At 48.0% G+C, this 25442-nt stretch carries 24 protein-coding genes; 13 read left to right on the top strand and 11 right to left on the bottom strand.

All coding sequences use genetic code 11. From position 1 onward, the window contains the following. Positions 1-7: 7 nt before the first annotated feature. From AT705_RS22855 to AT705_RS22845, 3 genes are all read right to left on the bottom strand, one after another. Positions 8-280 (bottom strand): hypothetical protein, encoded by a 273-nt coding sequence (locus AT705_RS22855; RefSeq protein ID WP_157576959.1) that lies wholly within the window; start codon positions 278-280, stop codon positions 8-10. Positions 281-426: 146 nt separating this feature from the next. Next, the gene (locus AT705_RS22850; protein ID WP_058798626.1) at positions 427-1152 is read right to left on the bottom strand and encodes a YebC/PmpR family DNA-binding transcriptional regulator; all 726 of its coding nucleotides are present in this window, start codon (positions 1150-1152) and stop codon (positions 427-429) included. Positions 1153-1263: 111 nt separating this feature from the next. Continuing rightward, complete coding sequence (locus AT705_RS22845) at positions 1264-1881, bottom strand: HAD family hydrolase (protein ID WP_058798625.1); 618 nt, start codon at positions 1879-1881, stop codon at positions 1264-1266. Between the two features lie 219 nt (positions 1882-2100). On the opposite strand from AT705_RS22845, the gene AT705_RS22840 reads away from it, so the two are divergent. The 4 genes from AT705_RS22840 (at position 2101) to AT705_RS22825 (ending at position 6045) form a co-directional block, all read left to right on the top strand. Beyond that, entirely contained in the window at positions 2101-2679 is a 579-nt protein-coding gene (locus tag AT705_RS22840) for a pyridoxine/pyridoxamine 5'-phosphate oxidase (RefSeq protein ID WP_058798624.1), read from the top strand. A 185-nt stretch (positions 2680-2864) separates the two neighbouring features. Then, positions 2865-3290 carry a DUF2141 domain-containing protein gene (locus AT705_RS22835; RefSeq protein WP_058798623.1) on the top strand — a complete coding sequence of 142 codons (426 nt, stop codon included), beginning with the start codon at positions 2865-2867 and terminating at the stop codon, positions 3288-3290. Positions 3291-3552: 262 nt separating this feature from the next. Continuing rightward, positions 3553-5544: a methyl-accepting chemotaxis protein gene (locus tag AT705_RS22830; protein ID WP_058798622.1), complete on the top strand. Its 1992-nt coding sequence runs from the start codon at positions 3553-3555 to the stop codon at positions 5542-5544. Then, positions 5545-6045, top strand: coding sequence for a phosphatase domain-containing putative toxin (locus tag AT705_RS22825; RefSeq protein WP_058798621.1), 501 nt, complete (start codon positions 5545-5547; stop codon positions 6043-6045). Positions 6046-6176: 131 nt separating this feature from the next. Here the strand turns inward: AT705_RS22825 and AT705_RS22820 are convergent, their stop codons facing one another. Together AT705_RS22820 and AT705_RS22815 are read right to left on the bottom strand one after the other, a co-directional pair. Next, on the bottom strand, positions 6177-6785 hold the full coding sequence (locus AT705_RS22820) for a glutathione S-transferase family protein (protein ID WP_058798620.1): 609 nt from the start codon (positions 6783-6785) through the stop codon (positions 6177-6179). Positions 6786-6858: 73 nt separating this feature from the next. Next, the gene (locus tag AT705_RS22815) at positions 6859-7533 is read right to left on the bottom strand and encodes a type 1 glutamine amidotransferase domain-containing protein (RefSeq protein WP_058798619.1); all 675 of its coding nucleotides are present in this window, start codon (positions 7531-7533) and stop codon (positions 6859-6861) included. A gap of 348 nt (positions 7534-7881) precedes the next feature. On the opposite strand from AT705_RS22815, the gene AT705_RS22810 reads away from it, so the two are divergent. Both AT705_RS22810 and AT705_RS22805 read left to right on the top strand, forming a co-directional pair. Continuing rightward, the gene (locus tag AT705_RS22810) at positions 7882-8916 is read left to right on the top strand and encodes an alpha/beta hydrolase family protein (protein WP_058798618.1); all 1035 of its coding nucleotides are present in this window, start codon (positions 7882-7884) and stop codon (positions 8914-8916) included. A gap of 108 nt (positions 8917-9024) precedes the next feature. Further along, positions 9025-9636, top strand: coding sequence for a hypothetical protein (locus AT705_RS22805; RefSeq protein WP_058798617.1), 612 nt, complete (start codon positions 9025-9027; stop codon positions 9634-9636). Between the two features lie 109 nt (positions 9637-9745). On the opposite strand, the gene AT705_RS22800 is transcribed toward AT705_RS22805, so the two are convergent. Next, positions 9746-10858, bottom strand: coding sequence for an amidohydrolase family protein (locus AT705_RS22800; RefSeq protein WP_082669146.1), 1113 nt, complete (start codon positions 10856-10858; stop codon positions 9746-9748). A 177-nt stretch (positions 10859-11035) separates the two neighbouring features. On the opposite strand from AT705_RS22800, the gene AT705_RS22795 reads away from it, so the two are divergent. Next, on the top strand, positions 11036-13423 hold the full coding sequence (locus tag AT705_RS22795; protein WP_058798616.1) for an ABC transporter permease: 2388 nt from the start codon (positions 11036-11038) through the stop codon (positions 13421-13423). A gap of 36 nt (positions 13424-13459) precedes the next feature. Here the strand turns inward: AT705_RS22795 and AT705_RS22790 are convergent, their stop codons facing one another. Beyond that, positions 13460-14851: an MATE family efflux transporter gene (locus AT705_RS22790; protein ID WP_058798615.1), complete on the bottom strand. Its 1392-nt coding sequence runs from the start codon at positions 14849-14851 to the stop codon at positions 13460-13462. A gap of 98 nt (positions 14852-14949) precedes the next feature. Here AT705_RS22790 and AT705_RS22785 point away from each other — a divergent pair, with 98 nt between their 5' ends. Next, positions 14950-15825 carry a LysR family transcriptional regulator gene (locus AT705_RS22785; protein WP_058798614.1) on the top strand — a complete coding sequence of 292 codons (876 nt, stop codon included), beginning with the start codon at positions 14950-14952 and terminating at the stop codon, positions 15823-15825. Here AT705_RS22785 and AT705_RS22780 read toward each other — a convergent pair. Then, on the bottom strand, positions 15822-16391 hold the full coding sequence (locus AT705_RS22780) for a DJ-1/PfpI family protein (protein ID WP_058798613.1): 570 nt from the start codon (positions 16389-16391) through the stop codon (positions 15822-15824). The genes AT705_RS22785 and AT705_RS22780 overlap by 4 nt on opposite strands. A 171-nt stretch (positions 16392-16562) precedes the next feature. On the opposite strand from AT705_RS22780, the gene AT705_RS22775 reads away from it, so the two are divergent. Beyond that, a complete protein-coding gene (locus tag AT705_RS22775; protein ID WP_058798612.1) occupies positions 16563-18731 on the top strand; it encodes a M3 family metallopeptidase in 2169 nt (722 codons plus the stop codon). Between the two features lie 64 nt (positions 18732-18795). Here AT705_RS22775 and AT705_RS22770 read toward each other — a convergent pair whose 3' ends face one another. Both AT705_RS22770 and AT705_RS22765 read right to left on the bottom strand, forming a co-directional pair. Then, positions 18796-19173: a response regulator gene (locus tag AT705_RS22770; protein ID WP_058798611.1), complete on the bottom strand. Its 378-nt coding sequence runs from the start codon at positions 19171-19173 to the stop codon at positions 18796-18798. Between the two features lie 272 nt (positions 19174-19445). After that, entirely contained in the window at positions 19446-19916 is a 471-nt protein-coding gene (locus tag AT705_RS22765) for a GNAT family N-acetyltransferase (protein ID WP_010384413.1), read from the bottom strand. A 639-nt stretch (positions 19917-20555) separates the two neighbouring features. Between AT705_RS22765 and AT705_RS26045 the strand changes: the two genes are divergently transcribed. Beyond that, on the top strand, positions 20556-21464 hold the full coding sequence (locus AT705_RS26045) for a GNAT family N-acetyltransferase (RefSeq protein WP_082669120.1): 909 nt from the start codon (positions 20556-20558) through the stop codon (positions 21462-21464). Here the strand turns inward: AT705_RS26045 and AT705_RS22755 are convergent. Beyond that, positions 21461-22246, bottom strand: coding sequence for an MBL fold metallo-hydrolase (locus AT705_RS22755; RefSeq protein ID WP_082669119.1), 786 nt, complete (start codon positions 22244-22246; stop codon positions 21461-21463). The two genes, AT705_RS26045 and AT705_RS22755, sit on opposite strands and share 4 nt — an antisense overlap. Before the next feature lie 258 nt (positions 22247-22504). On the opposite strand from AT705_RS22755, the gene AT705_RS22750 reads away from it, so the two are divergent. From AT705_RS22750 to AT705_RS22740, 3 genes are all read left to right on the top strand, one after another. Then, entirely contained in the window at positions 22505-23533 is a 1029-nt protein-coding gene (locus AT705_RS22750; protein WP_058798610.1) for a hypothetical protein, read from the top strand. Between the two features lie 109 nt (positions 23534-23642). Further along, positions 23643-24422: an SDR family NAD(P)-dependent oxidoreductase gene (locus AT705_RS22745; protein ID WP_058798609.1), complete on the top strand. Its 780-nt coding sequence runs from the start codon at positions 23643-23645 to the stop codon at positions 24420-24422. Then, positions 24422-25441 carry an AraC family transcriptional regulator gene (locus AT705_RS22740; protein WP_058798608.1) on the top strand — a complete coding sequence of 340 codons (1020 nt, stop codon included), beginning with the start codon at positions 24422-24424 and terminating at the stop codon, positions 25439-25441. The genes AT705_RS22745 and AT705_RS22740 overlap by 1 nt, the downstream gene beginning before the upstream one ends. The last annotated feature ends 1 nt before the right edge of the window (position 25442 follow it).

The following is a 25442-nucleotide window of genomic DNA, read 5'->3' as shown; positions in this document are numbered from 1 at the left end:
CAACCGATCAGTAAGCTTTTCTTCTAGCAAGGTAGTAAAATGAGGATTTATCATCATCAGGGTGCTCATGCTCTGTGAGATAGCGGGTAAAGTAGCCCAGATAAGCATTGAATAACAATGGAGGCATAAACCTAAGCTCGTCCGCTCGTTCAATAAAATTTGCCCGAAAACGGCCAAATATTGCTTCATCCGTTTGGTTATAAAATATCGACTTTGCATAGACTAAATCAGGGCCTGAACCACTGTCCTTAATCGCCTTATTCCATTGTTCTTCAGTCATTAACTTCGTGATCTGATTGATATTGGCCATTCGGCTTAGTCAGCAACTCACCCAGAGTATGTACACAAAACAACAAAAAAGCCGAGCGCACTAGCCCGGCTTTCTTAGTTTTGCGCCCAGAAAGGCAACTTATCTGTCGAAACAGATTAGTTTTTCACAATGGCGTTGTGATATACGTTTTGCACGTCGTCACAGTCTTCCAGCATGTTGATAAACTTCTCGAAGTTTGCCAGATCGTCTTCACCTGTGATCTCAACGTGTGTTTGTGGTACCCAGGTAATTTCATCTACTTCGAAAGTGATGCCGTCAAACGCTTCGATCAGGGCAGTTTTCGCTTTGAAGTACTCGGTGTGAGGTGCAAACACAGAAACTTGGCCGTCTTCCACTTCAACGTCAGTCACGTCTACATCCGCCATCATCAGCGCTTCCAGTACGGCTTCATCGTCATCACCGGCGAAGCCAAGGATAGCAAAGTGATCGAACATGTGAGCAACACAGCCCGGACTACCAATTTTTGAGTCTGTCTTTGTGAACGGCAGACGTACATCCTTGATAGTACGGTTCGGGTTGTCTGTCAGACAGTCCACAATCACCATACAGTTACCAGGGCCGTAACCTTCATAACGTGCTGGTGAGTAATCTTCACCTGCACCACCGGCCGCTTTTTCAACCGCTTTTTCAATAACGTGTGCCGGAACCTGGTCTTTCTTAGCTTTATCGATCAAACGACGAAGGGAGAGGTTGGTGTCTGGATCAGCGCCACCATTTTTTGCGACTACATAGATCTCTTTACCATATTTTGAGTTTACTTTGGTCTTTGCCGCTGCCGTTTTTGCCATGGCGTTTTTGCGGACTTCAAATGCTCTACCCATCTTAATTCTCGTTTGTGCAAATTAAATTGGACAAGATTCTAACAAGACATTGCATTTTGGGCCATACCCAGACGAGAATTGCCCGATATTGCGGCAGTTCCTCTGAGGTTTTTAGGCAAACTGGCCAGTTCGAGCCCGATGATGCAAGCCAAGTGCCGCAGGCAGGTCAACAAATCGCTCAATGATAATATCAGCCTGCTGAGCATAATCTGGCAGGCCAACGGGGGCAAATAAACAAGCATGCATACTGGCTCGCTGTGCAGCTTCAATATCGTATTTATAATCACCCACATAAACACAGTGTTGATACGGTAAAGACCAGCTGTCAGCAACCATATGCAGTGCCTGAGGATCCGGCTTAGGTAGCGCATCTTCGCGTGTCAACATATAGTCCAGCTCTAGGCCGCATCGCTCAAGCTTTAACTGCGCTGCTTTGGAGTAGTTACGCGTGACGATGGCCATAGGTATGCCAATGGATTTAAAAAATGACACTGTGTCTACCACTCCGGGGATTGGCTCGGCATGCAGTGCGTCCTGCATCTCATGTTGATGGATCAGCGCCATGGCTTCTTCGCGCATATAAGGAGACGGCAAAGACTCGACAAAATCGAGTAAATCTGCATCACGATCACAGCCAACCTGCGCTTTGATCAACGCGAAGTCAAGTGAGGAAGTTACCAGGGTCCCATCCAGGTCAAAAATCACACCTTTTACCGTTAAATCAGCCATTCATATTTCCTTATCACCAAGGCTTCAATCAAACTAAACATAGGGTAAGCCGAAACACCTTGCAAAGATATTAAAAATAAAATTATTGAGGCCCTACCTGCTGGTCACATCGCAGCAATAGGACTTTTAATTTATACGCACGCAACCATTGTACAGATCATTTGAAACCGAAGTAGGAACATGCCATGGTAAAGATAAACAACTCAACAAGGAATCGTGATGGATAACCCTATCGAGCAGTTTCTGTCCTGGTGGCAGCAGGCCAAAGCTCAGCCTAATCTCAAACAACGCAGCGCCGTTTGCGTTTCTACCCTAGACGAACAGGGCTTCCCAAGTGGTCGTTTTGTAGATCTTAAAGCGGTGAGTGATGCCGGTTTTACTTTTTGCACGCACCTGGGTTCGCACAAAGGACAAGACTTACGACGTAACCCCAAAGTGGCTATGACAGCCTGGTGGGACGCCCTGGGCTATCAGGTTCGTGTTAAAGGACAGGCATCAGAGATCAGCCGTGCCGATGCAATGCGTTACTGGCAAAGTCGCAGTCATGACGCTCAGCTCACCACCTTAGCCTGTCAGCAAAGCCAGCCGCTGGTATCAATGCAAGCCATTACCAGCACACTCGAAACACTTGGTAGTGACTTTCGGGCACAAACAATACCACTCCCCGACGACTGGGGTGGCTTTGTTATACAACCGCTCAGTATCGAGTTTCTGACCTTCAAAGAAACCAGACTCCATGTGCGCGAACTTTACCAGCATAAAAATGGGGCTTGGTACAAAACCCGGTTACAACCTTAGCAAGTGCAAAGGCCCTTGCCATCTTGGAGGATTTGCTCAGCTCAAGAGGTGCAAACAACAAGCCTGTCATTTGAACACGAATGACATCTGTCATGTCCTTGTCATGACAGATCACACACGTAAACACCCGCGCCATTTCGTAAAGTTATCCCATCAACAAAATAACTCATCAAAGGATAACTGACATGACTAAACATCTGACTCGCACCACCGCCCTTGCCTGCATACTTGCGGCACTTTCAACCAGCGCGATGGCACAGGATCTGACCATCACATTCAGTGGTTTGGCACACCACTCTGGCACCCTGAAGCTCGTCGGTTATGACTCTCCGGCCTCGTTTACACAGCAACAAGCATGGCGGGTGGCAGAACAGCATGTATCAGGCACCAAGCCAGAGCTCATATTACGCGACATAGAACCCGGACAATACAGCTTTATGGTTTATCAGGACCTCAACAACGACGGTAGGCTGAATCGAAACCGCTTTGGTTTGCCGACCGAGCCTTATGGTTTTAGCAATAATGCAACACTCACAGGTGCCCCCCAGTTCCCACAACTGGCGGTACAAGTCACGCAACAAAATGAGAGTTTAGAAATACGACTGCGTTAGCCAGAAAAGTGTCACAGTAAGCCTTTAGTCTGTGACACTCCCCCCTTTCCCCATCAAAAAAGCCCAACCCATTAACATACCCGTAAGGGAAACATGACGCACCCAACACAATAATAGTATTTTTTTCTTATTAAGTGTTATGAAGTTACTGGATCAATAACGAAACTTTATGCAATAGTGTGTGCGTAAAGTGATCCAAAATTGTCACTTCGCACTATATTTAAACAGCTATTTACGCTAAAACCCAAGAAGTGAGTCGTGCATGCTCAAAACAATAGCTAAAACCATATCCAGCCACCTTACCCTTGTCGTTCTGCTTCCGTGTTTATTGCTAGGCGGCGTCATTTTTTATGATGTGTCAGTGTCAGCAAAACGTATGAATGACGCCTATGACGCCGAATATAATGCCTTTTTGAGCCATGCTGTGCTCGCGCTGATACACGAAACGCAAAAAGAGCGCGGTGCTTCGGCAGGCTTCATAGGTTCACAAGGCCAAAAATTTCAAAGCAACCTGACACAGCAACGCCGTCTGACCGAAAGCCAGCTCACTAAGCTTAAAAGCGAGGTGATACACTGGGACTTGTCGGAAGAAATGACGCGCGAGCTCAACATATTGCTGCAAAAGTTTGACCAGCTCGACAGTGTAAGGCGCAAAGTCAGCTCGCTCTCTATGAGCTTGCCTGAAGCATTAAAATACTACACCGACATTAACAACCAGGGCCTGCATATTGTTATCACCGCAGCGCGACTGAGCCGTGATTACATCGTTGCCACTGAGTTAATGGCAATATACAACTTCTCCAGCGCCAAAGAATCTGCTGGCATAGAGCGTGCGGTGCTAACCAGTGTGTTTGCGCAAAATACAATTACCCCGGCACTTCGCACCCGCTATACCCAGCTTCACACCAAACAAGAAGTCTATCTGGCTGAAGCACTCGAAGCATCGCCCCCAGAGATGAAAGCCATGTTTTCTGCAGCATTAAGCAGCAGAGCTATGAAAAACGTTGACGCCTTCAGAGCCACCGTCGCTGATCGGGATTCAGGGTTTGGGCAAGATCCCGAGACCTGGTTTTCTGCCGCTACTCAACGAATTAATGCGCTCAAAGAAGCTGAAGAAAAAGCGCTGACACTGGTCGATAAAACGGCCATCGAAATTCAGGAAGCAGCGGTGACCATTCTGATAGTTGAACTGATCATTCTGGTAATAGGCTTACTGATAACAGCAGCGCTGTTCATATCAATCCGTCTTCGCCATCAGCAGTCTGCCAAGATCGCAGAAGGCATAATCATCGCAATGGATCAACGCAACCTGGCGCATGAAATCGGCATTCTTAGCTCCGACGAACTTGGCAAATCAGCAACCGACATAAACAGTCTGACCCGGCAATTTGCCGAAGACCTGATAGAGTTTGGTCGTGCGTCGCACAAAATCACTACATCAACCCACGAAACCGCCTGTGCCATCAGCCAGAGCCAGACCAATTTGGTTGAACAGCAATCCGGTGTGCAGACCATTGCCTCTGCGGCTGAGCAAATGAGTGCCAATATTCAGGTCATCGCCAACTCTATGATAGAAAATGCGGCTGCGGCAAAGTCCGTTTCACAAGAGTCTGTCAATGGTCAGAAGGTCGTGACAGACGCTGTGCAAGTGATCCAGCAAGCATCCTTTGATATGGAAAAATCTGCGACATCTGTCGATGCGCTGAACGAACGGGTAGGTAGTATTTCCAGCATGGTTGATATGATCAAAAGCATTGCTGAACAAACAAATTTGTTGGCACTGAACGCAGCTATTGAGGCCGCCCGGGCCGGCGAACAGGGCCGCGGCTTTGCAGTGGTTGCCGACGAAGTGCGTAGCCTGGCCAGTCGCACTCAACAGTCTACGGAAGAAATTTCTGCACTTGTAAGCGAATTACAAACCAGCGCCAGATGTGCCTCGGACGTCATCACCCAGGGCAAAGAAAACGCCATGCAGGCTGCCGAACGTGCCGAGCTGATTAAAGAAGCGTTAGGCAAAATAGTCGAACAGGCGAAACAGGTGGAATCAGTAACGGATTCGGTGTCAGTGAATACCCAGCAGCAAAGCAATGTCATTGACGAAGTCAGTCGGCATATAGTAGAAATATTTGCCAAGGCCACCGAAACAGTAACCGGGGCTGAGCAAATTGCCGTGGCGGCCTCTAATATCGCAGAAGCCGCAATGGATATGGATGAATTAATTGACCGCTATAAAGTACAGGAACAGACAGACTAAATGACCTCACACCCTTTCGATACGCTGCGTCTTGATAATGGCGCAGCTTTGTTATTTACCCCGTGCCCGGGTACTAAGAGCACCACATTGGATGAATCCGCACAACAATTGCGTAACGCCGGAGCACAAGCTATTGTGACACTCATGTATCCTGCGGAATTAGAAAGCAACAAAGCAAGCGCGTTACCTCAGGTGTGCGAAGACCTTGGCATGTCTTGGTTTCAGTTGCCCATTGCAGATGATGCCCCACCTAATGAAGACTTTACACAGGCATTTATGAAAAGCTGGCCGCAGCTTAAGGCAATCCTGTCTAAACAAGGTACCGTTGCGGTGCACTGTAAAGGTGGCTCAGGACGCACAGGGCTGGCCATTGGTTTGTTAATGTATCAACTTGGGCTGGATAAAGCGGACATCATCCCTCAGGTGCAAGCACTGCGTCCAAAAGCGTTAAATCACCCGGCTCAGCTTGGGTTTTTCAATCAATTTTCCCGCTTCGAGTAATCATTCGCTATTGATTGCCACTGTCATAGCACAGTGGCAAATGCATTACGCAAACCCGTATTGCTGACGAAAATGCTCTAAGACTTTGAGTAGCTCTGCGCAGATAAAACAAAGCAGCCCATAGCCACAATTTACCCTTGCTTTCTGGCGGCCTGATAAGCCTCGCGACTTTGTACCTGGTTAAGATAGCGCTGTATCTGTGGTTTATCATCCAGCAGCTTAAGATTCGCCGCAAACTCCAGCGTGATGGTCATCATAATGTCTGCTGCGCTAAATTGCGGGCCAGCAAAAAACGTTTGCTGCGACAACGTTGCTTCAATATAACTCAGATCCAGTGCCAGCTCTTTGGCAATATATCCATCCATTGGCGCGCTTCCCTCACGCTGCTCCATACCCAGTAACAAAGTCGTGATCACCGGCAGTGCCAGAGACCCTTCGGCGAAATGCAACCATTCAAGATACTGATAATAATGGGTGTCGCTTTTTGCAGGACGCAGCGCTGTCGACTCAGCCTGATCAAGTAAATATTCCATGATGGCCCCCGACTCACACAGCACCAGCCCGTTGTGTTCAATGGCCGGCGCTTTATTTAGCGGATGAACCTGGCCCAGGCTTACTGGTGCCAGCCGGGTATGTGGATCGCGCTCGTGATGTACCACTTCGTAAGGCAGCTTAAGCTCTTCGAGCAGCCACAGTACGCGAGTTGAACGTGACTGATTGAGATGGTGTACTTTAATCATGAAGACATGGATCCCTTATCTGAGAAAAGCCGGCCGTACACATAGCCACAACGGCCGGCGTGGATAACAATGATTACTGTGTAAGATGTTTAGCCAATGCCACACCCACAGCGTGTGCGCTGGCCGGATTCTGACCCGTTATCAGGCGTGCATCTTCGACCACCAGCTCCTGCCAGGGCTGCACTTTTCTGTATTGCGTCGCTTTACGGGCAATGGCTTCTTCCAGCAAGAACGGAATATCGCTGATGGTACCAAAATCAATTTCCTCTTCGCGGGTAAAACAAGTGACCAACTTATCAGCAATGAGCGGCTCACCGTTACTCAGGGTGATCGGTAATAAGGCCGCTGGCCCATGGCACACTGCCGCTATCACCCCACCCGCTTCATAATGGCTTGCTGCCAAGGCAGCAAACTGGTCGTCGCTTGCCAAATCGCTGAGCAGACCAAAGCCACCCGGGTAAAAAATCGCATCATAATCGCTCATATTAACCTCTGAGACTTTCAGCGTATTGGTTATTTTTGCCTGCAATTCAGGATCTTCAAGCATCTGCCGGTTTACCTCATCGCCTTCTGTTTCTGTGCCATATAAAGGCACATGACCACCCACAATAGACGCCAGCTCAAAGGCAATTCCCTGTGCTTTTAGTACATGAACGACATGTGTCAGCTCAGGGGCGTAGGTACCATTTGCCTGATCTGTTTCGCCTAAGGTTGCGTGATTAGTGACCGGAATTAGAACTTTTTTCATCGAACTTTACCCTCCTGAGTTATTTGATCTGTATGTGCAATACTGGCATTTTTCGAAGCCATTGCTTTGTGTGCATTCACTGTAGATTATTTCTCAATAAATGATAATGGATGTAACTGGCAAACACTTTTGCCATACTGCAAAAATAACTTGATACTAGTTGCAGGCTGCTGATATCAGCCCTGATGCGACCAAACCCATTGGCTCAGACAAAAATTACCTTTACCCTAGCTGAAGTCTTACAGCTAATTACAACTTTTCCACAGAGCTTTACATCCTTTGAGCGGGTCAGTCTATATGGTAGAAGTCTGATGACTATTGGACGTATCAAGTAAAGGAGAGACCATAATGTCCAGATGGAATCCGACTTTTTTCACTGCCTTCTTTTTTTTTCTACTTTGCTCACTCAGCGGTTGTCATAACCGTAACCAGGAGCTGGTTGAAGACCGTATCATCACCTTCAGTTCAGGCGACAACACGTTACAGGCCAGACTGGTGATACCTAAAGTGCACCAAAGTAACGATGCTATCGTTTTGCTTGTACATGGTGATGGCGCGATGGATCACAGCGCCAAAGGCTACTTTGAGCCAATTATCACCACTTTAAACGAACAACGATACGCGACGCTGTCATGGAGTAAACCTGGCGTTGGTAGTTCTGATGGCGACTGGCTGATGCAAACCATGTCACAACGTGCAGAGGAGGTCCGCAGTGCTATTCGCTATCTGAGACAAAATGGCTATCCGAATAACCCCGTTGGCGTGGTTGGCTTCAGCCAGGCAAGCTGGGTGCTGGCCGAATTAGGCAATGAACCCGAAATCACCTTTGCCGCCCTGATAGGTGGTGCAGCAAACTGGCGGGAACAAAGTAAATATACCATGTGGTTGCGCCTGATAGAGGAAGAAAAAATTCACCCTGACGACACGGCCGTGTGGCAAGAGATTGAAGAGCTTAATGAGCTGGAATATCAGCTCATTAAAAGCGGATTTAATGACTATCTGGGTAGTGACCTACACTTGCATCCATTTATGGCACAACCATTGGAGGATGAAGCACGCTTTGGCTTTGTACGTGCGAATATCGACTCCGACGTCAGTCTTGGATTTGCCCAGATCCGCTTTCCGATGCTGGCGCTCTTTGGCGATTCAGATATCCGGGTTGATATTGAACATAGCCAGCAGGTATTTGCCACTACCCTGGGGGCATCAGACAAGCTGACTCAAAAGGTGATCAGCAATGCTTCCCACAGCCTGCTTAAAACCGAGCTGTCGATGCGAGCAGCACTGTATTTAACGGAAGATGACTTTGCTCCAGGCGCACTGAACACACTGGTCGAGTGGCTGAATACACACGCTCACAAGGCACAACCACAACGCTTATAGCCTAAAACCAGGGTGAAGCAGCAAGCAAGCTTTACCCTCTTTCGCTTTTAGTTGCATAATAGACATAAAATCAATACCTTATTTATACAATAATAAAAATATCCAATTATGCTGTACATCATACTGACCATTGCTCTGCTGGCGCTCAGCGCTTTACTGTTTACCCCTTCATGCAAAGCTTTTACGCTCCGTTACGAAGTTGCCTGCAATTTCATTCTGACCCTGGTTGCCACCTTAGTCGGTGTGCTGTTGGCAATTGCGATCAGCAATTACGATGCAGAAAAAAAAGAAATTAAAGACTTAATTAAGGTACTTAATGCCGCCGAAGCGGTGGTTGAGGAAAGCCTGGACTACAGCATAAAACTCAATGAAATCTACCAGGGTAATCCCGAACAGTTTGGTGAACAGAGCGACTTTTTTACCCGCAATCCACTCGTTTACCCACACTACCTGGATAATATGCTCACTCAGAATTTGATCAGTAAAAACTTGTCACAGGAAGGGTTAAGTGAGTTGAATGAGCACCTGATCACATTGCAGCGCTCAAAGCAGGTTGCCCCTCAGGCCTTTATCGCCAGTATGCGTTACATCAAGCAAGTGCTGATTTTAGAGCGTCGCTTTCAGCTCACAGAGATCTCAGCACAGGAGTACCAGCAAACACTTGATGAGTATGAAGAACAACTGGTGTACCAACAGCAACAGCAACAGCAACAGCAATAGCAATAGCAATAGCAATAGCAATAATAATCAAGCCCGCCATGCGATGATAGCTTGCCGCGACATGACGGGCACGGGGTTGTTCTACAAGGTCTGTCAGTATTTTATTAATTTATCGGCATACCTCAGGGGCCTGATAGTCCAGCTTCATCAAATCAAAATAGTTTTGCCCCAGCACTATGTATCGAAATGCCTCATCATCTAGATATTGATTAATGCGGCTATTAATCTCTACTTCACGCTTGTAATCCCTTTGCTGATAGCCTTTTGCTGCCACAAAATCACTACCGGTCAGAATACGTTTTGGATAGCGATTAAAAAACGCTACATACTGCTCACGTATTGCCCCATGACGAAAGTACGCTTCATATAAAACCCGCCACGAAATGTCCAGCATCAGGTTAGGGTAGGTATCCAGCAAGCGGGATAAAATCTCGATGTGCAGCTGCGGGTCAAGCTTAGTTTGTTCCCGTGACAACCCCATGTGGACCCAGACAATCGGATTTTCCGGGTAACGGGCCAGCACACTTTCCATCAGATGCAAGTACTTGGTTGGCGCCTGATCTGAGCCGAAATCAGCGTGAATTGATAAAGGCATGGGTGCCCTGCCGCCTTCAGGTGCTCTGAGCCGGGCCATAAACAGCGCCCAGTCATCTATTCGTTGCGGCGGCGTTGCCCGGTGCGAATGATCAAACAAGGCCTGTTTTACCAGATTCACCTCTCCCATCCAGGTAAATGCAGGTCCAAATTCATCATCCAGCAATGCCATTTTTTGCGCGACATGCTGCGGCTCGCTGAGGTCGGCAAAGCTCATTGACAGGGTCAGATGAACATCTGTGTTTGGGTGCAATAACGCGTTGGATGCATTGATAATATCGTTTCTGATGGTCGGCTTAATCTCTCCCGTCGGGCACACTGAAAAGCGCTGACAACCACTTTGCGCGCTGAACATTTGTCCGATCCCAAAAGCATTCACAAATAACACGCCCGCAGGCTGAAAATAGCTAATCAGTTCTGGGTAAGGAACCGCCTCACCACCGAAAGGGCGAAAGTGGGCATGGGCATCCACCACAAACGTATAAGGCTGTGTATCCCTGTCGTAACAAGCCTGAGCGGTATCCGGCTTAAACTGTGTCAAATGACGTTCGCTCAGCGTGCTTTGACAAGCCGCTGTCAGGACCATCACCGTAGGTAGCAGTGCAGCACGTAATTTATGTATTTTCACGGTTTCTCCCTGCCCTGATTGAGCAATGGCAACATGGCAATTCCGGACTTTTGGTCCGCTTTTGCAATTGATAGCAGCATGAAATATATAACCAATTGTTATCACTATACAATTTTTCTGGTTCATTCTTTGCTGTAGACTAAATCCTGATCACCGACCATTCAAGAGATATTGGTTATGTCACAGCACTATCGCGACTTTATCTGGTTCACCTGTTTACAGCCAGCGCTTATGCAATTGCGCAGGCAACCACGCTGGGCATTAAGCATGCTTGTCCTGCTGACACTGACACTCAGTGCCGTACTCTGTGTTGCTACTGTGCTTTACCACATCTGGTTTAAGCCACTCCCCTACCCTCAGCCACAGCATCTCCATCTACTAGACCACCACCGTCAGGGGAGTGCCGCTGAGCTAAATGATCAGGGTTGGCCTTACCCGGCACTTACTCAGCTGTTATCAGCGCCGGGTAAACACACATTACTGGCTCACTACTATGCCGAAGAGGTCCCTCTGGACACGCTCTACCAGGAGAAAATAAAAACCGCATATGTCAGTGGCGACTGGCAGACTATGCTGGGGGCTGAACTCATTCATGGTCATAGTAATGCCTTTTTAGCCGCACCAGACACTCAACCACAAGGAGCTGTGATCAGCCATGCGCTGTGGCAAACCGCTTTCGGTGGTACACCTGACATCTTAAAACATCACCTTAATATCAACGGGGTACGTCATCCTATTCAGGGTGTGGTTAGCCCTGGTTACCATCCACCCGAACTATTAAAACCCGGCTGGCAACCAGAGCTCTGGCTACCCTGGCGGTTTAACAACTCGGATTATAAAGGGTACTGGCAAAACCCCGATCCGCACATTCGCGTCCTGCTGCGCACGCCGACACCTCAAGCACAACTTGCGGACTTACAAGCGAGAGCCAATGAATCAGCAGCCTTGCATGCACCAGCGCAACTCAGAGACTGGCAAACCCGTTTGACCGGACATCCTCTGACCGCTGCATTGCGTGGTGAGCATCCAGTTATTTTTATTGTCTTTACCTGTACGCTAGCACTATTTTTGCTAGCCAGTCTGAATCTAGCACAATTGTTTTTACTCCAGTTGCTGCAAAGCCGGCATCAGCTGGCTGTGCGATCTGTGGTCGGTGCAAAATACACAACTTTGCGCAATACCTTGCTGTGTCAGCTGACTTTATTAATAGCCCCTGCACTGGCGTTCGCCCTCGGACTAACGCATCTCGCGCTAAATTACAGCAGCAAATGGATATCACAGTTCATTTATCAAAGTGAACAATTGACCGTTAACTGGCAGATCGTATCGCTGGCATGCCTGCTAGGGACGGGAATCCTGTCTTTGTTCATGAGCTTAAGCCACAAACATTGCCAGCCAGAAAAATTACTGAACAGCCTCAATCGCAGCGGCAAGGGCCAGGCTGCGCAGCTATCGCAGACAACCATAAGGCGCTTCGTTGCCTCTCAGGTATTATTGGTTTCCCTGGCCATTTTGGCTTGTACTCAACTTGTTTGGGACAACCTCAAGCAGCTGAGTCACCCGCTGGGCTTCGATACCCAACAAGTCTATGAACTGGAGTTCAATGTCGCCACTCTTGACTGGCAGGGGTGGTCAGCTTACGCACCAATGGCTAAAGCGTTTAGACAGTCTTTGCTGCAAGAGCCAGGTGTAATAGCAGCCAGTTTCGCCCGTACTCCGCTTAAAGATGACTTTCAGTTCAATGTCACCGCATCGTGGAGTGATACCCGCTATCTGCCATTTCATCGCAATGTGGATCAAGACTACTTTACTGTACTGGCACAGCGTCTTATTGCAGGGCGAACCTTCACCGCACAGGACATTGAGGAACAACGCCCTGTGGTAATCGTCAACCGCACATTTGCCCGTCAGTTGGGCGGTGAAGTGCTGGATAAAACGCTGAATATTGATGGGGTGAACGCACAACGTATCATAGCAGTCATCGACGACCTGCGACTGCCCGGTAAACCCATTCCACCGGCGCGCTTTTACCTGCCGAACTTAGGCTCGGCGACTTACCTGCTGATTAAACTTGCTCCCGGGGCAACCCTGAGCAAAGCACAGCTCAGTACGCGGTTAAAACAGCAACACCCACAATTTGTGCTGACCCAGTGGCGCGCATTGGAAGAAGAAGTTGCCCATGCTCATCAATACCGACGGATCACAACCTGGCTGTTGGCCCTCGTTAATCTACTGATCCTAATCATTACCGCCTATGGCGTATACAGCCTGCAAAGCTACGCAGCTTATCTTCAACAAAGTGTAATCAAAGTCCATTTGATGGTGGGAGCAAAACGTCGTCAGGTATTGTTGGCAAGGATCCGTGCATTTTTACAGCCTGCATTGATAAGTCTTGCATTTGCAGTGATTGCGATAAGCTTGAGCTGGCCCTGGCTCGACACCTTCATGGTATTTTCTCCGAGTCTGACACTCATTGCAGCAAGCATCGCTGGTGTGATTATGATCTTGGTGGTTATCAGCCTCATCACAGCCCGCCAATATGTTCCCACCAAGCGGTTGTTATGATGTGTAAAGGGGGTTTCCACTCCCTTTTTTTAAATACTAACCGCGAACCTCTGCGACTTGTTTTAATCGCGATAAATCACGCCACAGCAGAGGTGCCACAATCAAGGTTAGTACCAGGTTAGACACAGGCACCGACAACCATACTCCATCTACCCCAAACTGTTCTGGCAGCAAGTATAAAAATGGCATCTGAATGACCATGTTACCCAGCGAGATCAGCAAAGATTTTCCTCCCTGATCCAGTGCCACATAATACATGGCGGCAAGAAAAATAAACCCATCCAGAAACACCATAGACAAATGCAGACGTGCACCATGTTGCGCCTCATTAAGCAGTGCCTGGTCCTGAGTAAAGAAGGATACGATCGCTTCGGGAAACACGTTCAGGCACAGTACAATCACAAGACCAACCGACAAGCTAACCTGACATGCCAGCTTGAGGGTCGCGCGGATTTTCTCTATTTGCCCCGCGCCATAATAATAGCTCACCGGTGGCTGCATACCACTGGCAACCCCTTCAGCAAAAAAGTAATAGATTACCCCAATATAACCTATGAGCGCGAAAGCAGCGACGTGCAATGATTCACCATAAGTCAGTAACTGCTTGTTGTGCAACGCAGTAATAAAAGCAAAGTACAAAAACATTACAAGCCCGGATGCGCCCTGAACTAAGGTGCGCCCCGCCAGTTTCTGAGAAAAAGTCAGCCTGCTTAAGCTCAGTCCGATACCCGCTTTTGAAGAGCAAAAATAACTCAGTGCCAATATGCCCACCAGGGACTGCGATACCACGCTGGCCCAGGCTGCGCCTGCCAGCTGCCATTGCAACAACACGATAAACACATAATCCAGAACAATATTGGTCAGCGCACCCAGGATCAGTAACCGCGTCGCCACGCCCGGACTGCCATCATTACGGATCAGCATAGGCAACGCGCCTGCTGCCATTGTTGCTAACGTCCCCCAGCCAAATACCGACAAATAACTGTAGCCAAACCTCAGCACCTCACCACTGGCCCCCTGCACATCAAGCAACAGGCTACCACTGGCATACAAACCCAGACTGGTTATCATTGCCAGTATCAGCAGCAACCAGATACTGGTTGCCAGCACAGCATGCGCCTGCTCGCTGTCTTTGGCACCGCGAAACAACGACAACAGGCTCCCGGCTCCTATGCCTACCAAAGTGCCGAGGCCCGCTATCAGGCCAACTACAGGCCAGGCGATATTCACCGCAGCCAGGCCATCTGCCCCTATAAAATGACCAACAAAGACACCATCAACAACCTGATACAGTCCGTTCACCATCATGGCGGCAACAGCCGGTATAGTGTAACGCCAAAATGTTCGGGCAACCGAATCACTCTGCTTATCTGCCGGATCTTTTTGATTTTGACTGAGCTCCGTCAGCTCAACATCATGCGTTTGCATAAAACTCCCCGCTCATTGCGAATACCCGCTATTATGCTTAACTATCGGATGAAAGAAAGTTAGTTTCTATCCGCTTTTCGGATACATTGGAGCCTGCTATGCACTGGACACTCGATCAACTGGAAGCCTTTGTGACTGCCGCCAGAACGGGGTCATTTTCTGCTGCCGCCCGCAAGCTGGGTAAAGCCCAGTCCCGTGTCAGCACAGCCATTGCCAACCTGGAAACCGATCTGGGTTTTGAGTTATTTGACCGCACAGCCCGGTTACCAGTGTTAAATGCCGCCGGGCATGACCTGTTCGCGGAGGCAGAAGCAGTACTCATGCAATGCCAGAGGTTGCAATCAAGAGCGCTGTCTTTGAGTTGCGGTGAGGAAGTATCACTGACCGTTGCCATGGATGAGGCTGTGCCCATTAATGCGTTTGAAACCCTGTTCGAGCAGCTGTCACATCAGTTTCCTCTCCTGAAGCTATCTATATTAAACGGCTCACAGGACGATATTGCAGGCTGGGTTGATGAACAAAAAGCAGATTTGGGCATTTTATTTCACCAAAAGCCACTTTCACTAAATCTCGATTTTACGCCGCTGGGCAGCTTTGAGCAGCGTCTGATAGTCGCCCCCGATCACCCGCTGGCATCACACTCACACCCAACCGTAAAGCAATTAAATCAGCATCGGCAGCTGGTGATCCGAGACCGCATTGGCAACAGCCAATCTCAGGCGATTTCTTCTTTTCACTGGCATGTAGACAGCTACTACTATATCGCAGGCCTGGTGTTAAGAGGGGTTGGCTGGGCTCTGGTACCGGAACATGTCGTAAAGTCTCACTGGTTTAATGAGGCCGTTATCACGCTTTCCACTCGACATATTCCCGGCTCTCTGACCGTAGACATGGGCCTGGTCAGGCGCAGAGACAAAGCCACAGGGCCCGTCATTCACTGGATTTACGACACCGCTTTATCAATGGCACTTTAGTGCCAGTTGTAGTCCATTTGACGGGCCGTTTTAATCGCCAGTGATTTACCAAAGTGCAGCTTTACCAGCTCAAGGCTCATGTCGATACCCGCTGACACACCTGCCGAGCTGGTAAAATTCTGATCCATTACAAACCGTTTATCCTCAAACACTTTGAGGTGCGGGTAATTGGTTTGCAGCCGCGCCAGGTCATCCCAATGGGTGGTCACTGATTTACCGTCAATTAACCCAGCTTCGGCAAACAAAAAGACCCCGGTGCACACAGATGCACAACGACGGGTATGAGTCGCCGTTTCAGCCAGCCAGGCTAACACTGAGGTATTACTGAGTACGTGCTGATGTTGTCCGCCTGCAACAATCAGCAAATCAAATCTGGGATGACCATGAATACTGTAATGCGGATTTACAGACAAGCCACCTCGGCAACTAACGGGTGCATGACTGGGTGCAATCAGGCTTACATTTACGGGCTCGTCAACAAAACGGGCAGCCGTGCTGAACACTTCAAATGGGCCGCTAAAGTCCAAGACTTCAACGCCATCGTAAATAAAAATACCGATTTCCATTGAATGATCCAGAATAAGGAAGTTTTTGAGCTCCCTTAGTGTAGCGCAGATCTTAGCCATTCATATCTATTTACACTTTGATTTTGGCGATTAATCGAGATCTGATTGCACTTTCATGAACTTGTCTTTTAGTATGCTTGGCAACAAAATGCCAACAAGCGAAAACCAACTATGTTGAAAATCAAACTAACACTACTCAGCGCCGCCGTTATAATCGGTCTGGCAGGTTGTAGCAGCACACAGCAAAGCAGCACAACCACACCAACCGTTGCGGAAAAGCAATACCAGAACCCACTGTTACAGCCTTTTACTGGCCCTTATCAGGGTGTGCCTCAATTCGATAAAGTACAACTGAAAGATCTTGAGCCCGCACTGGACATCGCACTGGCTGACCACTTAAGCGAAATTGATCTGATTGCAAACAACACCGCACCGGCGACATTCGACAATACTATCGTTGCGATGGAACGTTCAGGTCAGGCACTGGATCGCCTTTTTACCTACTTTGGTATCTGGAGCGCCAACAATTCATCACCTGAATTTCGCCAAATGCAAGGCGGCCTGATGGCAAAGTACGCTCAATACCGTTCTAAAATCACGCAAAACAAGGCGTTATTTGAGCGTGTTAAAACAGTGTACGACAGCCAAGAGTTTAAGCAACTGAGTGCTGAAGAACAGCGTATCACCTGGCTACAGTACAACAGCTTTGCTCGTAACGGTGCGACACTGGAAGGTGAAGCCGCTGAACGTTACGCCGAAATTAACCTGGCTTTATCAAAGCTACACGCAGACTTTGCCAATAATGTACTGGCCGACGAAGAAGGCTATGTCGTTTACCTGACCAAAGATCAGCTTTCTGGTCTGCCTCAGTCCTACATTACTTCTGCGGCGGCTGCGGCTGAGGAGCGTGGCAAACCAGGTATGTATGCTGTTACCAACACCCGCTCTTCCATGGCCCCATTCCTGATGTACTCCACTGAACGTGAGCTACGTAAGCAAGTATGGCAGAACTACTACAGCCGTGGTAACAACGCAGGTGAGCACAACAACAAAGCCATCATCAATGAAATTCTGACATTACGTCACGAGCGGGTACAGCTGCTGGGTTATGAAAACTACGCCCAGTGGCGTCTTGAAGATCGCATGGCTAAAGATCCAAAAAATGCGATGGAGCTGATGGATAAAGTCTGGCCAGCCGCAATTGCCCGCGTAAAAGAAGAAGTGGCAGACATGCAAGCACTGGCAGATAAAGAAGGCGCCAATATCAAGATTGAGCCATGGGATTATCGCTTTTACTCTGAAAAAGTCCGTAAAGCCAAGTACGACCTGGACTCAAACGAAGTTAAACAATATCTCCAGCTGGACAAACTACGTGACGCCATGTTCTATGTCGCGGGTCGCCTGTTTAACTTTGAGTTTACCGAAGTACCAGAAGGCTCAGTGCCAGTCTTCCACGAAGACGTACGCGTATGGGAAGTCACCGATAAAACCAGCGGTGAGCATATTGGCTTATGGTACTTAGACCCATTTGCCCGTCAGGGTAAGCGCTCAGGTGCATGGGCAACTTCATACCGTGGCCACACCACCTTTGATGGCAAAACCAACGTATTGAGCTCGAACAACTCAAACTTCGTAAAAGCACCAGCAGGACAGGCCAGTCTGATCTCGTGGAACGATGCTGAGACCTATTTCCATGAGTTCGGTCATGCATTGCACTCTCTGTCTTCTAAAGTGAAATACCCAGGTTCCAACTCTGGCGTACGTGACTACACAGAATTCCAGTCACAGTTGCTTGAGCGTTGGCTGGTCACCGATGAAGTCATCAATCGTTTCCTGGTTCACCATGAAACAGGTCAACCTATGCCGAAAGCACTGGTGAATAAAATCAAGCAAGCTGCCAACTTCAACCAGGGCTTCGCCACCACTGAATACCTGGCATCAGCCATTATGGATATGAAGTTCCATACCACAGATCCAGCTCAGATTGGCGACCCGGTTGAATTTGAAAAATCTCAACTGACTGCCATTGGTATGCCATCAGAGATCGTCATGCGTCACCGCACCACACACTTTGGTCACGTTTTCTCAGGTGAAGGCTATTCAGCCGGCTATTACGGCTACCTGTGGGCCGAAGTGCTGACATCAGATGCAGCACAGGCATTTGCCAGTGCACCAGGTGGTTTTTATGACGAAGAAGTAGCAGATCGCCTGGTGAACTACCTGTTCTCAGTGCGTAACGCAATGGACCCGGCAGAGGCATACCGCAAGTTCCGTGGTCGTGATGCAGCGGTAGAAGCTCTGATGTTAGATCGCGGCTTCCCGGTTAATGCAGACAAGTAACCATAAAACCAAAAAAGCCCTGTTATAACAGGGCTTTTTCTTTACAAACGGCGTATTTAAAGCGCTACTCTATGAGCTCTAGTAAGTGCAGCTTTTTAAATTGCTTTTCCAACGTTGCCATACTGAAAGGCTTAATAATAAACCCATCTACTTTTTCTAGTAACACCTGCTGTACTCGCTCACGACCGTTTTCACAGGTCACCATCACCAGTTTGAGATTTTTTAGTGCCGGTCTGGTACGAATTTCGTGAAGTAAGGCCAGTCCATCTATGTGTGGCATATTCAGGTCGGAAATCACCAGCTGGTAGGGTTTTTCCTCGAGCAGCTCAAGTGCTCGTTTGCCGTCTGTTGCTTCATCTATGTCAGTAAAACCAAGCCGACGGAGCATACCTATCATCACATGCCGCATTGACCCCATGTCATCAACAACCAGTATCTTCACCTGTCTCTCCTTAATAGTAATACCAATATCACTTAATCCGAGTTCATTTTGACGGAGCAAATATGACGCTAACGGCGTTAAAAATTCCTCATTTAGGACCTTATACCTAAGACATAGGTTCACAAATTTTTGCCTGGTTATCGACCCTATTTTCTCGCCTCAAAATAGAACGCTTTATTAAGCAAATTGGTATAATCTCACCGATAATAAGAATAAAAATTAGACCAAGATATCAGCAAAGTCGACTTTACTCGTAAGGTTTAGGAGAATTCCTAGTTTGACTCTTTATTCAGTGACAAAGACATAAACACACTGAGTGGATTGTCACGGTACAGACCGAAGCGTTCACAACGGTCAAAACCAAGGCTTTCATACAGGTTAATTGCCTGTTCCTGCTTCACACCAGTTTCAAGGCGGATCAATGGAATTTGTGCATCGCCCGCGTAATGCAACAAGATTTGCATGATACGCTTAGACAGCCCTTTTCCCCGATACTGAGGTTTGACATACAAACGCTTTATTTCACCGTATAAGGTTTTATCGAATTGTTTAACGATGGCGCCACATGCCACTATGCCCTCTTCGTTGCGTAGCCCCACAGCACGTACATTAGGTTGATTAAGCTCTTCCAGTGCCAAAGACTGATCACTGGCAATGGGGTAGAGGGTATTCATCAAGCGGTCAATTTCTGCAAATAGTTCTCTAACACTTTGATCATCTGGCTTTAAATCAACTAGTTGCATAATTTTCCTTTCAACTGACAGTTACTTTCCGGGCCCAGCCAGCCCCCATTTACACGACACGTAATCAGGTTAAGCGTAATGACTGGTGCGACAAACTAAAAGGGCATTTTAACGTACTTTGCGGGAAATATAACTAAATATATTCAGATTAAATGGTAAGGAAACATGTTGCAGCATGTGATTAACGTTGAATGTCAGACGGTGTCACGCCTGTCGGATAAATAGCCATTCATACCCTCCATGGCATCTTACCATTCAGGCTAGCCAAAGCGTGATAGCAAGCAACAGTATGGTGGCAATCGTGGTAAAAAGCAGTGAACACTGATTCTGGCCAGTACGGTCTGATTGTGAAAACAACATAAACAACTCCCCTATGCTTCCCCCAACGTAAAACCCACAAAAGTATTAATAAAGGAGAATGCACTACAACCAAAAGTAGTAACATTGATAGCAAAAAAATACCCAGAACACCAGAAAATAGTGTAAATATTATCCTAAAAACTAGGCTAATAGTCCGATTTTTACGTGCAACTTTATACAATACAACAACTTAAAAAAACCTGTTGTTTTGTGCAAAAAACACACAGAAAGATTGGGTTTTCACTAGCATGGACCTATATAAGGAAAAAAGGAGGTGTCATGATCACATTAAAAGCAGCCCATAAAGACAATTACAGTGATGTATTTGCGCTACAATTGTTGCCTGAAGACCTGAACTTTATAGCGTCACCAGCTGAAACACTGGCAGAATCAGCGTTTTTTCCTTACTACCGAAATCTGCTTATCTACCATCATCAAACGCTGGTCGGGTTTATACAGTATCACCCCATGGAACCTGAGGGCACAAAACATGAATATACCATCACACAGCTGACAATAGACAAGCGCTTCCGTCGTCAGGGATTTGCCAGACAAGCCCTGAAACAGTTACTCACACAGCTCAGAGCCAAGTCTGATTGTCAGGTAATTTCTGCCGTCTATGTAGAGGGCAATGAAAGAATGCGCAGTTTACTCAGTGACATGTCTTTTGAGTTTAAAGGCCGCTGGGGAGACACAGCTTATCTGATGGAGTGGCATCGTGACGTACCTCTGCCAGAGGTATACCTCAGCACAGTGTGGCAAAAAAACTTCGAACATTTGGGTGACCTTACTCTACATAAACCGCAGCAGCCGTTGGTGGCCCCAAACGAATGGACTTTGCTGGAAGCGGCCTATAATCCCGGGTATGAAGTGCGTGCGATCAACTACCAGGATAAACAAGTCGGGTTACTGATGTGGGTCCCTGAAAAACCGCATCGCATTTCAATTTGGCGCTTGATGATTGATAAAGCCTATCAACAGCAGGGCATAGGCAGACAAGCGCTGCAAGCGGCACTGGAAGAGATCCGTAGCCTGCCAGAGGTGACAGAAATCGCCATCTGCTATGTACCAGACAACCCGATCGCTAAAGGCTTTTATGGCAGTTTTGGCTTTGTAGAAACGGGCTTCGATGAAGAGGAAGAAGAAATGCTCGCTGAGATCAGATTAGACCACTGTAAAGGGGCTTAACACAAAGGAATAAGTTGCTGTGGTTTAGCGTAACGAATACCGGCATCATCAAACGCCTGTACATCCTCCTGTGAATGATAATGGTATACACACAACCTGTTTAAAATCGCTGGCGGATACTCTCGTAACAGGTCATCCAACCCGGCATGGCTGGGATTACCAGACACCACACAGTCATGAAAAATGATTTCTCCCTGAGTCACTTGATGGATCAATAACTCGGGTATAGGGCGGGTATCACCGCTGTAAAAAAACCGTCCGGGAAGATGCAAAGAAAATGCACTACCGGGCGCCTGGTGGCGAACCGGATAGCAGTTTAGCCGGAGCTGTTGATGGAAAAAGTGCTCACCAACGGGGTGCAACTCAAAAGTATGCCAGATATCTTCGCGTAACTCTGCCAGTCCGGTGTATGCCAACATTGCACACAGAGATTGAATTAGCTGAACTGGTACATATAAACGCACTTTCTGTCCGCCTAATGCCGCCTTAAAATACAGCTGTTCCAGGCCACCAACATGGTCGTAGTGCAGGTGAGTGATAAATACTGCCTGAGGCAAAGATTGGTTGCCAAAAGTACGTTTAAATCGTGCCAGTGTGTCGTGGCCACAATCAATCAGTAACCAGGGGGTGTCTTCGCAACAGATTACACAGGCTGCATTACCAAGCTCAGCCGCACTGGCCCCACCAACGCCCAGAAACACCGCACAATCAGGCACTGGCACCTGTCGATGGGTGCGATGCGGTTGATCTTGTGTTGGCCGGGCCACTATCGAATCTAACATCAGTCTGCTCGTCAATATTCGCCACTCGGTACAAACCCAATGCTAGATACAATAATTGACATTCCCGTGACAGGGCGATATTAAACGAATAGATAGTTACACCAACATTTAGTTAATTTCGCTAAATTGAGTCAATTTACATCCAGCCTACCAATCATCAAAAAAACATAAGATACTGATATATATTAAATATCCTTTTTGGCATCTGTTTTGCTATATTCCAGTCATATGAAAAAAATAACAAATTGGAATTGCGCCATGATCAAAAAACTTTCTCCCTTATTCGCAGCACTCGCACTCAGCGGTTGTGTGGTTCATATTGATGGCCACAGTAAAACAGTAGCAGACGTGGAGCTGCATAAAACCCTGACGCTGGACGCCACAAATTTGAACAGTCTGATGGCAGATACCAGTTCAGGCTCACTGGATATCATCGGTGATGACACCCTCACACAAATAGAAGTTGATGCAAAAATACTGACAGACAAAGATCACAGTTATCAGCTTACGCTTGAACAGGACGGCAACAACGCACGACTGATCGCAAAACACAATGCCCGGGTTGGTATCGTCTGGTACAGCGGTAATAGCCCCAGAATCGATCTGACTGTCCGCGTACCCAACAGTCTTGCACTGGATATTGACGATAGCTCAGGCGACATTGCTATCAAAGGCATGACAGGAGACATAGAGCTGGAGGACGGCTCGGGCGATATCAGCATCAATGGTGCGGCGAATGTTAAAATTGATGATGGTTCAGGGCAAATGCTTATCCGCGGCGTCAGCGGCATACTGGATATCGAAGATGGCTCAGGAGACATTACCATTCAGGGCGGCAACCAGTTGAAGCTCGATGACGCGTCGGGCCAAGTATATATTACCGACGTGCGTGGGGATCTGGATATTGAAGACGGCTCCGGCGATATCCAAATTATTGGCGGCCGTTCGCTTACCCTGGATGATGAATCAGGCAACATCAGCCTGACCGACATGAGCGGCGACCTGACCATTGTGGATGGCTCTGGTAACCTCGAAATCCGCGGCGGTAATTCACTTGATTTACGCGACGACTCAGGGTTTATCCGGGTTCAGGACTTACAGGGTAACGCTAAGGTCAATGATGGCAGTGGCAATCTGGTGCTACAAAACATCAAAGGTCATGTGACTATTGACGATGATTCCGGCGATATCGAAGTCATTCAGGCGGGTGGCCTTACCATCACCGGTGATTCCTCCGGCGGTCAGCGTATTGAAAAGATCCGTGGCGAAGTCAATATTCGAGATTAACCGCTCCCACAACGACACCTTTTGCAAGCAAAGTGTCACCTTTTGCGAGTGAGTTTTGTGCGCTCAGCTTCTACAATGAGCGCATAACTTCTGGTAACAAGGTGATATCATGACTTACGCAAACACAGCCCTGATCACAGGCGCATCTTCAGGTATTGGTTTAGAACTGGCGCGCTTACACGCACAGCAGGGCGGTGACCTGGTTCTGGTCGCCCGCTCCGAAAACAAGCTCAATGCCCTGAAAAAAGAGCTGGAACAATCCCATGATGTCAACGCTTGTGTGATCACCGCCGATCTCACCGATCCGGCATCGGCGCAGACCATCTACAACGAAACAAAACGCCAGGGCATTGAGATTAATATCCTGATCAATAATGCCGGATTTGGGGGTCATGGCTTTTTTCATGAACGTGAATTGCAGGCCGATCTGGACATGATACAAGTCAATATCAGCAGTCTTACTGCGCTCACGCACCTCTTTGTACAGGATATGGCCACCCGTAAACGTGGTAAAATCCTGAATGTCTCGTCCACCGCCTCCTTGCTACCGGGTCCATTGCAGGCAACTTACTACGCGACCAAAGCATTTGTGACTTCTTTTTCTCAGGCACTGGCCGAAGAGCTGCGCGATCACGGGATCAGTGTCACGGCGCTATGTCCGGGTCCGGTTGCCACCGAGTTTGCCAAAACCGGTAACCTGGAAGAACTCGCGGTCTTTAAACAAGGAAAAAGCCCTGAATCCGTTGCCAGATGTGGTTATCAGGCCATGCAAAAAGGTAAACTACTGGCCTTTAACGACCCTATGCTAAACTTTATGCTCAACTGGATAGTGCCTTTGCTACCACGTCGGCTGGTACTTGCACTGTCACGCCGTACGATGGAAAAATAATGAAGCGAGCAGCAAAATTCTCCTTGTCACCACATTGCCTGATCTTATTCAAAGATCTCGGCCTGAATCAGGCGTTGCTGTTAAAACAGGCAAAGCTACCCGCTGATCTGTGGCATAGCTTGCCCACCTCAGTAACGGCGGCCCAGTATTTTGACCTGTGGCATGCGATGGAAGCGCAGCTTGGTGAAACATTACCGTTGAAATTGGCACAACATCTTAATATCGAGGCCTTCGATCCTGCCATTTTTGCCTGCTTGTGCAGCGCCAACCTGAGTGCCGCTATGCGCCGCCTTAGCAGCTACAAACCATTGATCGGTCCGCTAACCCTGCACGTAAGAGAAGATCAGCAAGGCCTGTTACTCAGCCTGGACTGTTATGGCTACGATAAACCCCTGCCAAAATCGCTGGGTCTGTGCGAACTCGCCTTTTTTACCCAGCTCGCTCGCCTGGCAACCCGTACACAGGTGATACCAAAAACCCTGTATGTGACACAACTTCCGGACAATATGACTGATTTTGAAGACTATTTTGGCACCACTCTGACCCTCAGCAATCAGGTGGCGATACGTTTTCATCAAGCGGACACACAGCGACCCTTTATGACTGAAAACGCCGCCATGTGGTCTTTTTTTGAAAATGATCTGGCCCAGCGTCTGGCTGAACTCGATGCCAGCGCCAGCATGACGCAAAAAGTCAAAGCGCTGCTGATGGAATTACTGCCCTCAGGACAAGTGAGCGCAGAACAAGTAGCGGCCAAGCTGGCTATAAGTAAACGTACATTGCAACGTAAACTTGATGGGGAATCAGCAAGCTTTCAGTCGCTGCTGAGTGCGCTACGATCTGACCTTGCCCGGCAGTACCTGCGACGTTCTAGCATGTCTTTGCAGGAAATCGCCTTTCTGCTGGGCTTTAGTGATGCCAATACCTTTATTCGTGCGTTTAACCAGTGGAATGGGGTGCCTCCCGGCCACTTCCGAAACCAGAATGCACACAGTGCAGACAAGGATTATTCAATTTAAT

This window comes from Pseudoalteromonas rubra, assembly GCF_001482385.1.
GTDB classification, from domain to species: domain Bacteria; phylum Pseudomonadota; class Gammaproteobacteria; order Enterobacterales; family Alteromonadaceae; genus Pseudoalteromonas; species Pseudoalteromonas ardens.
This window is presented reverse-complemented; position numbering and strand designations above follow the sequence as displayed.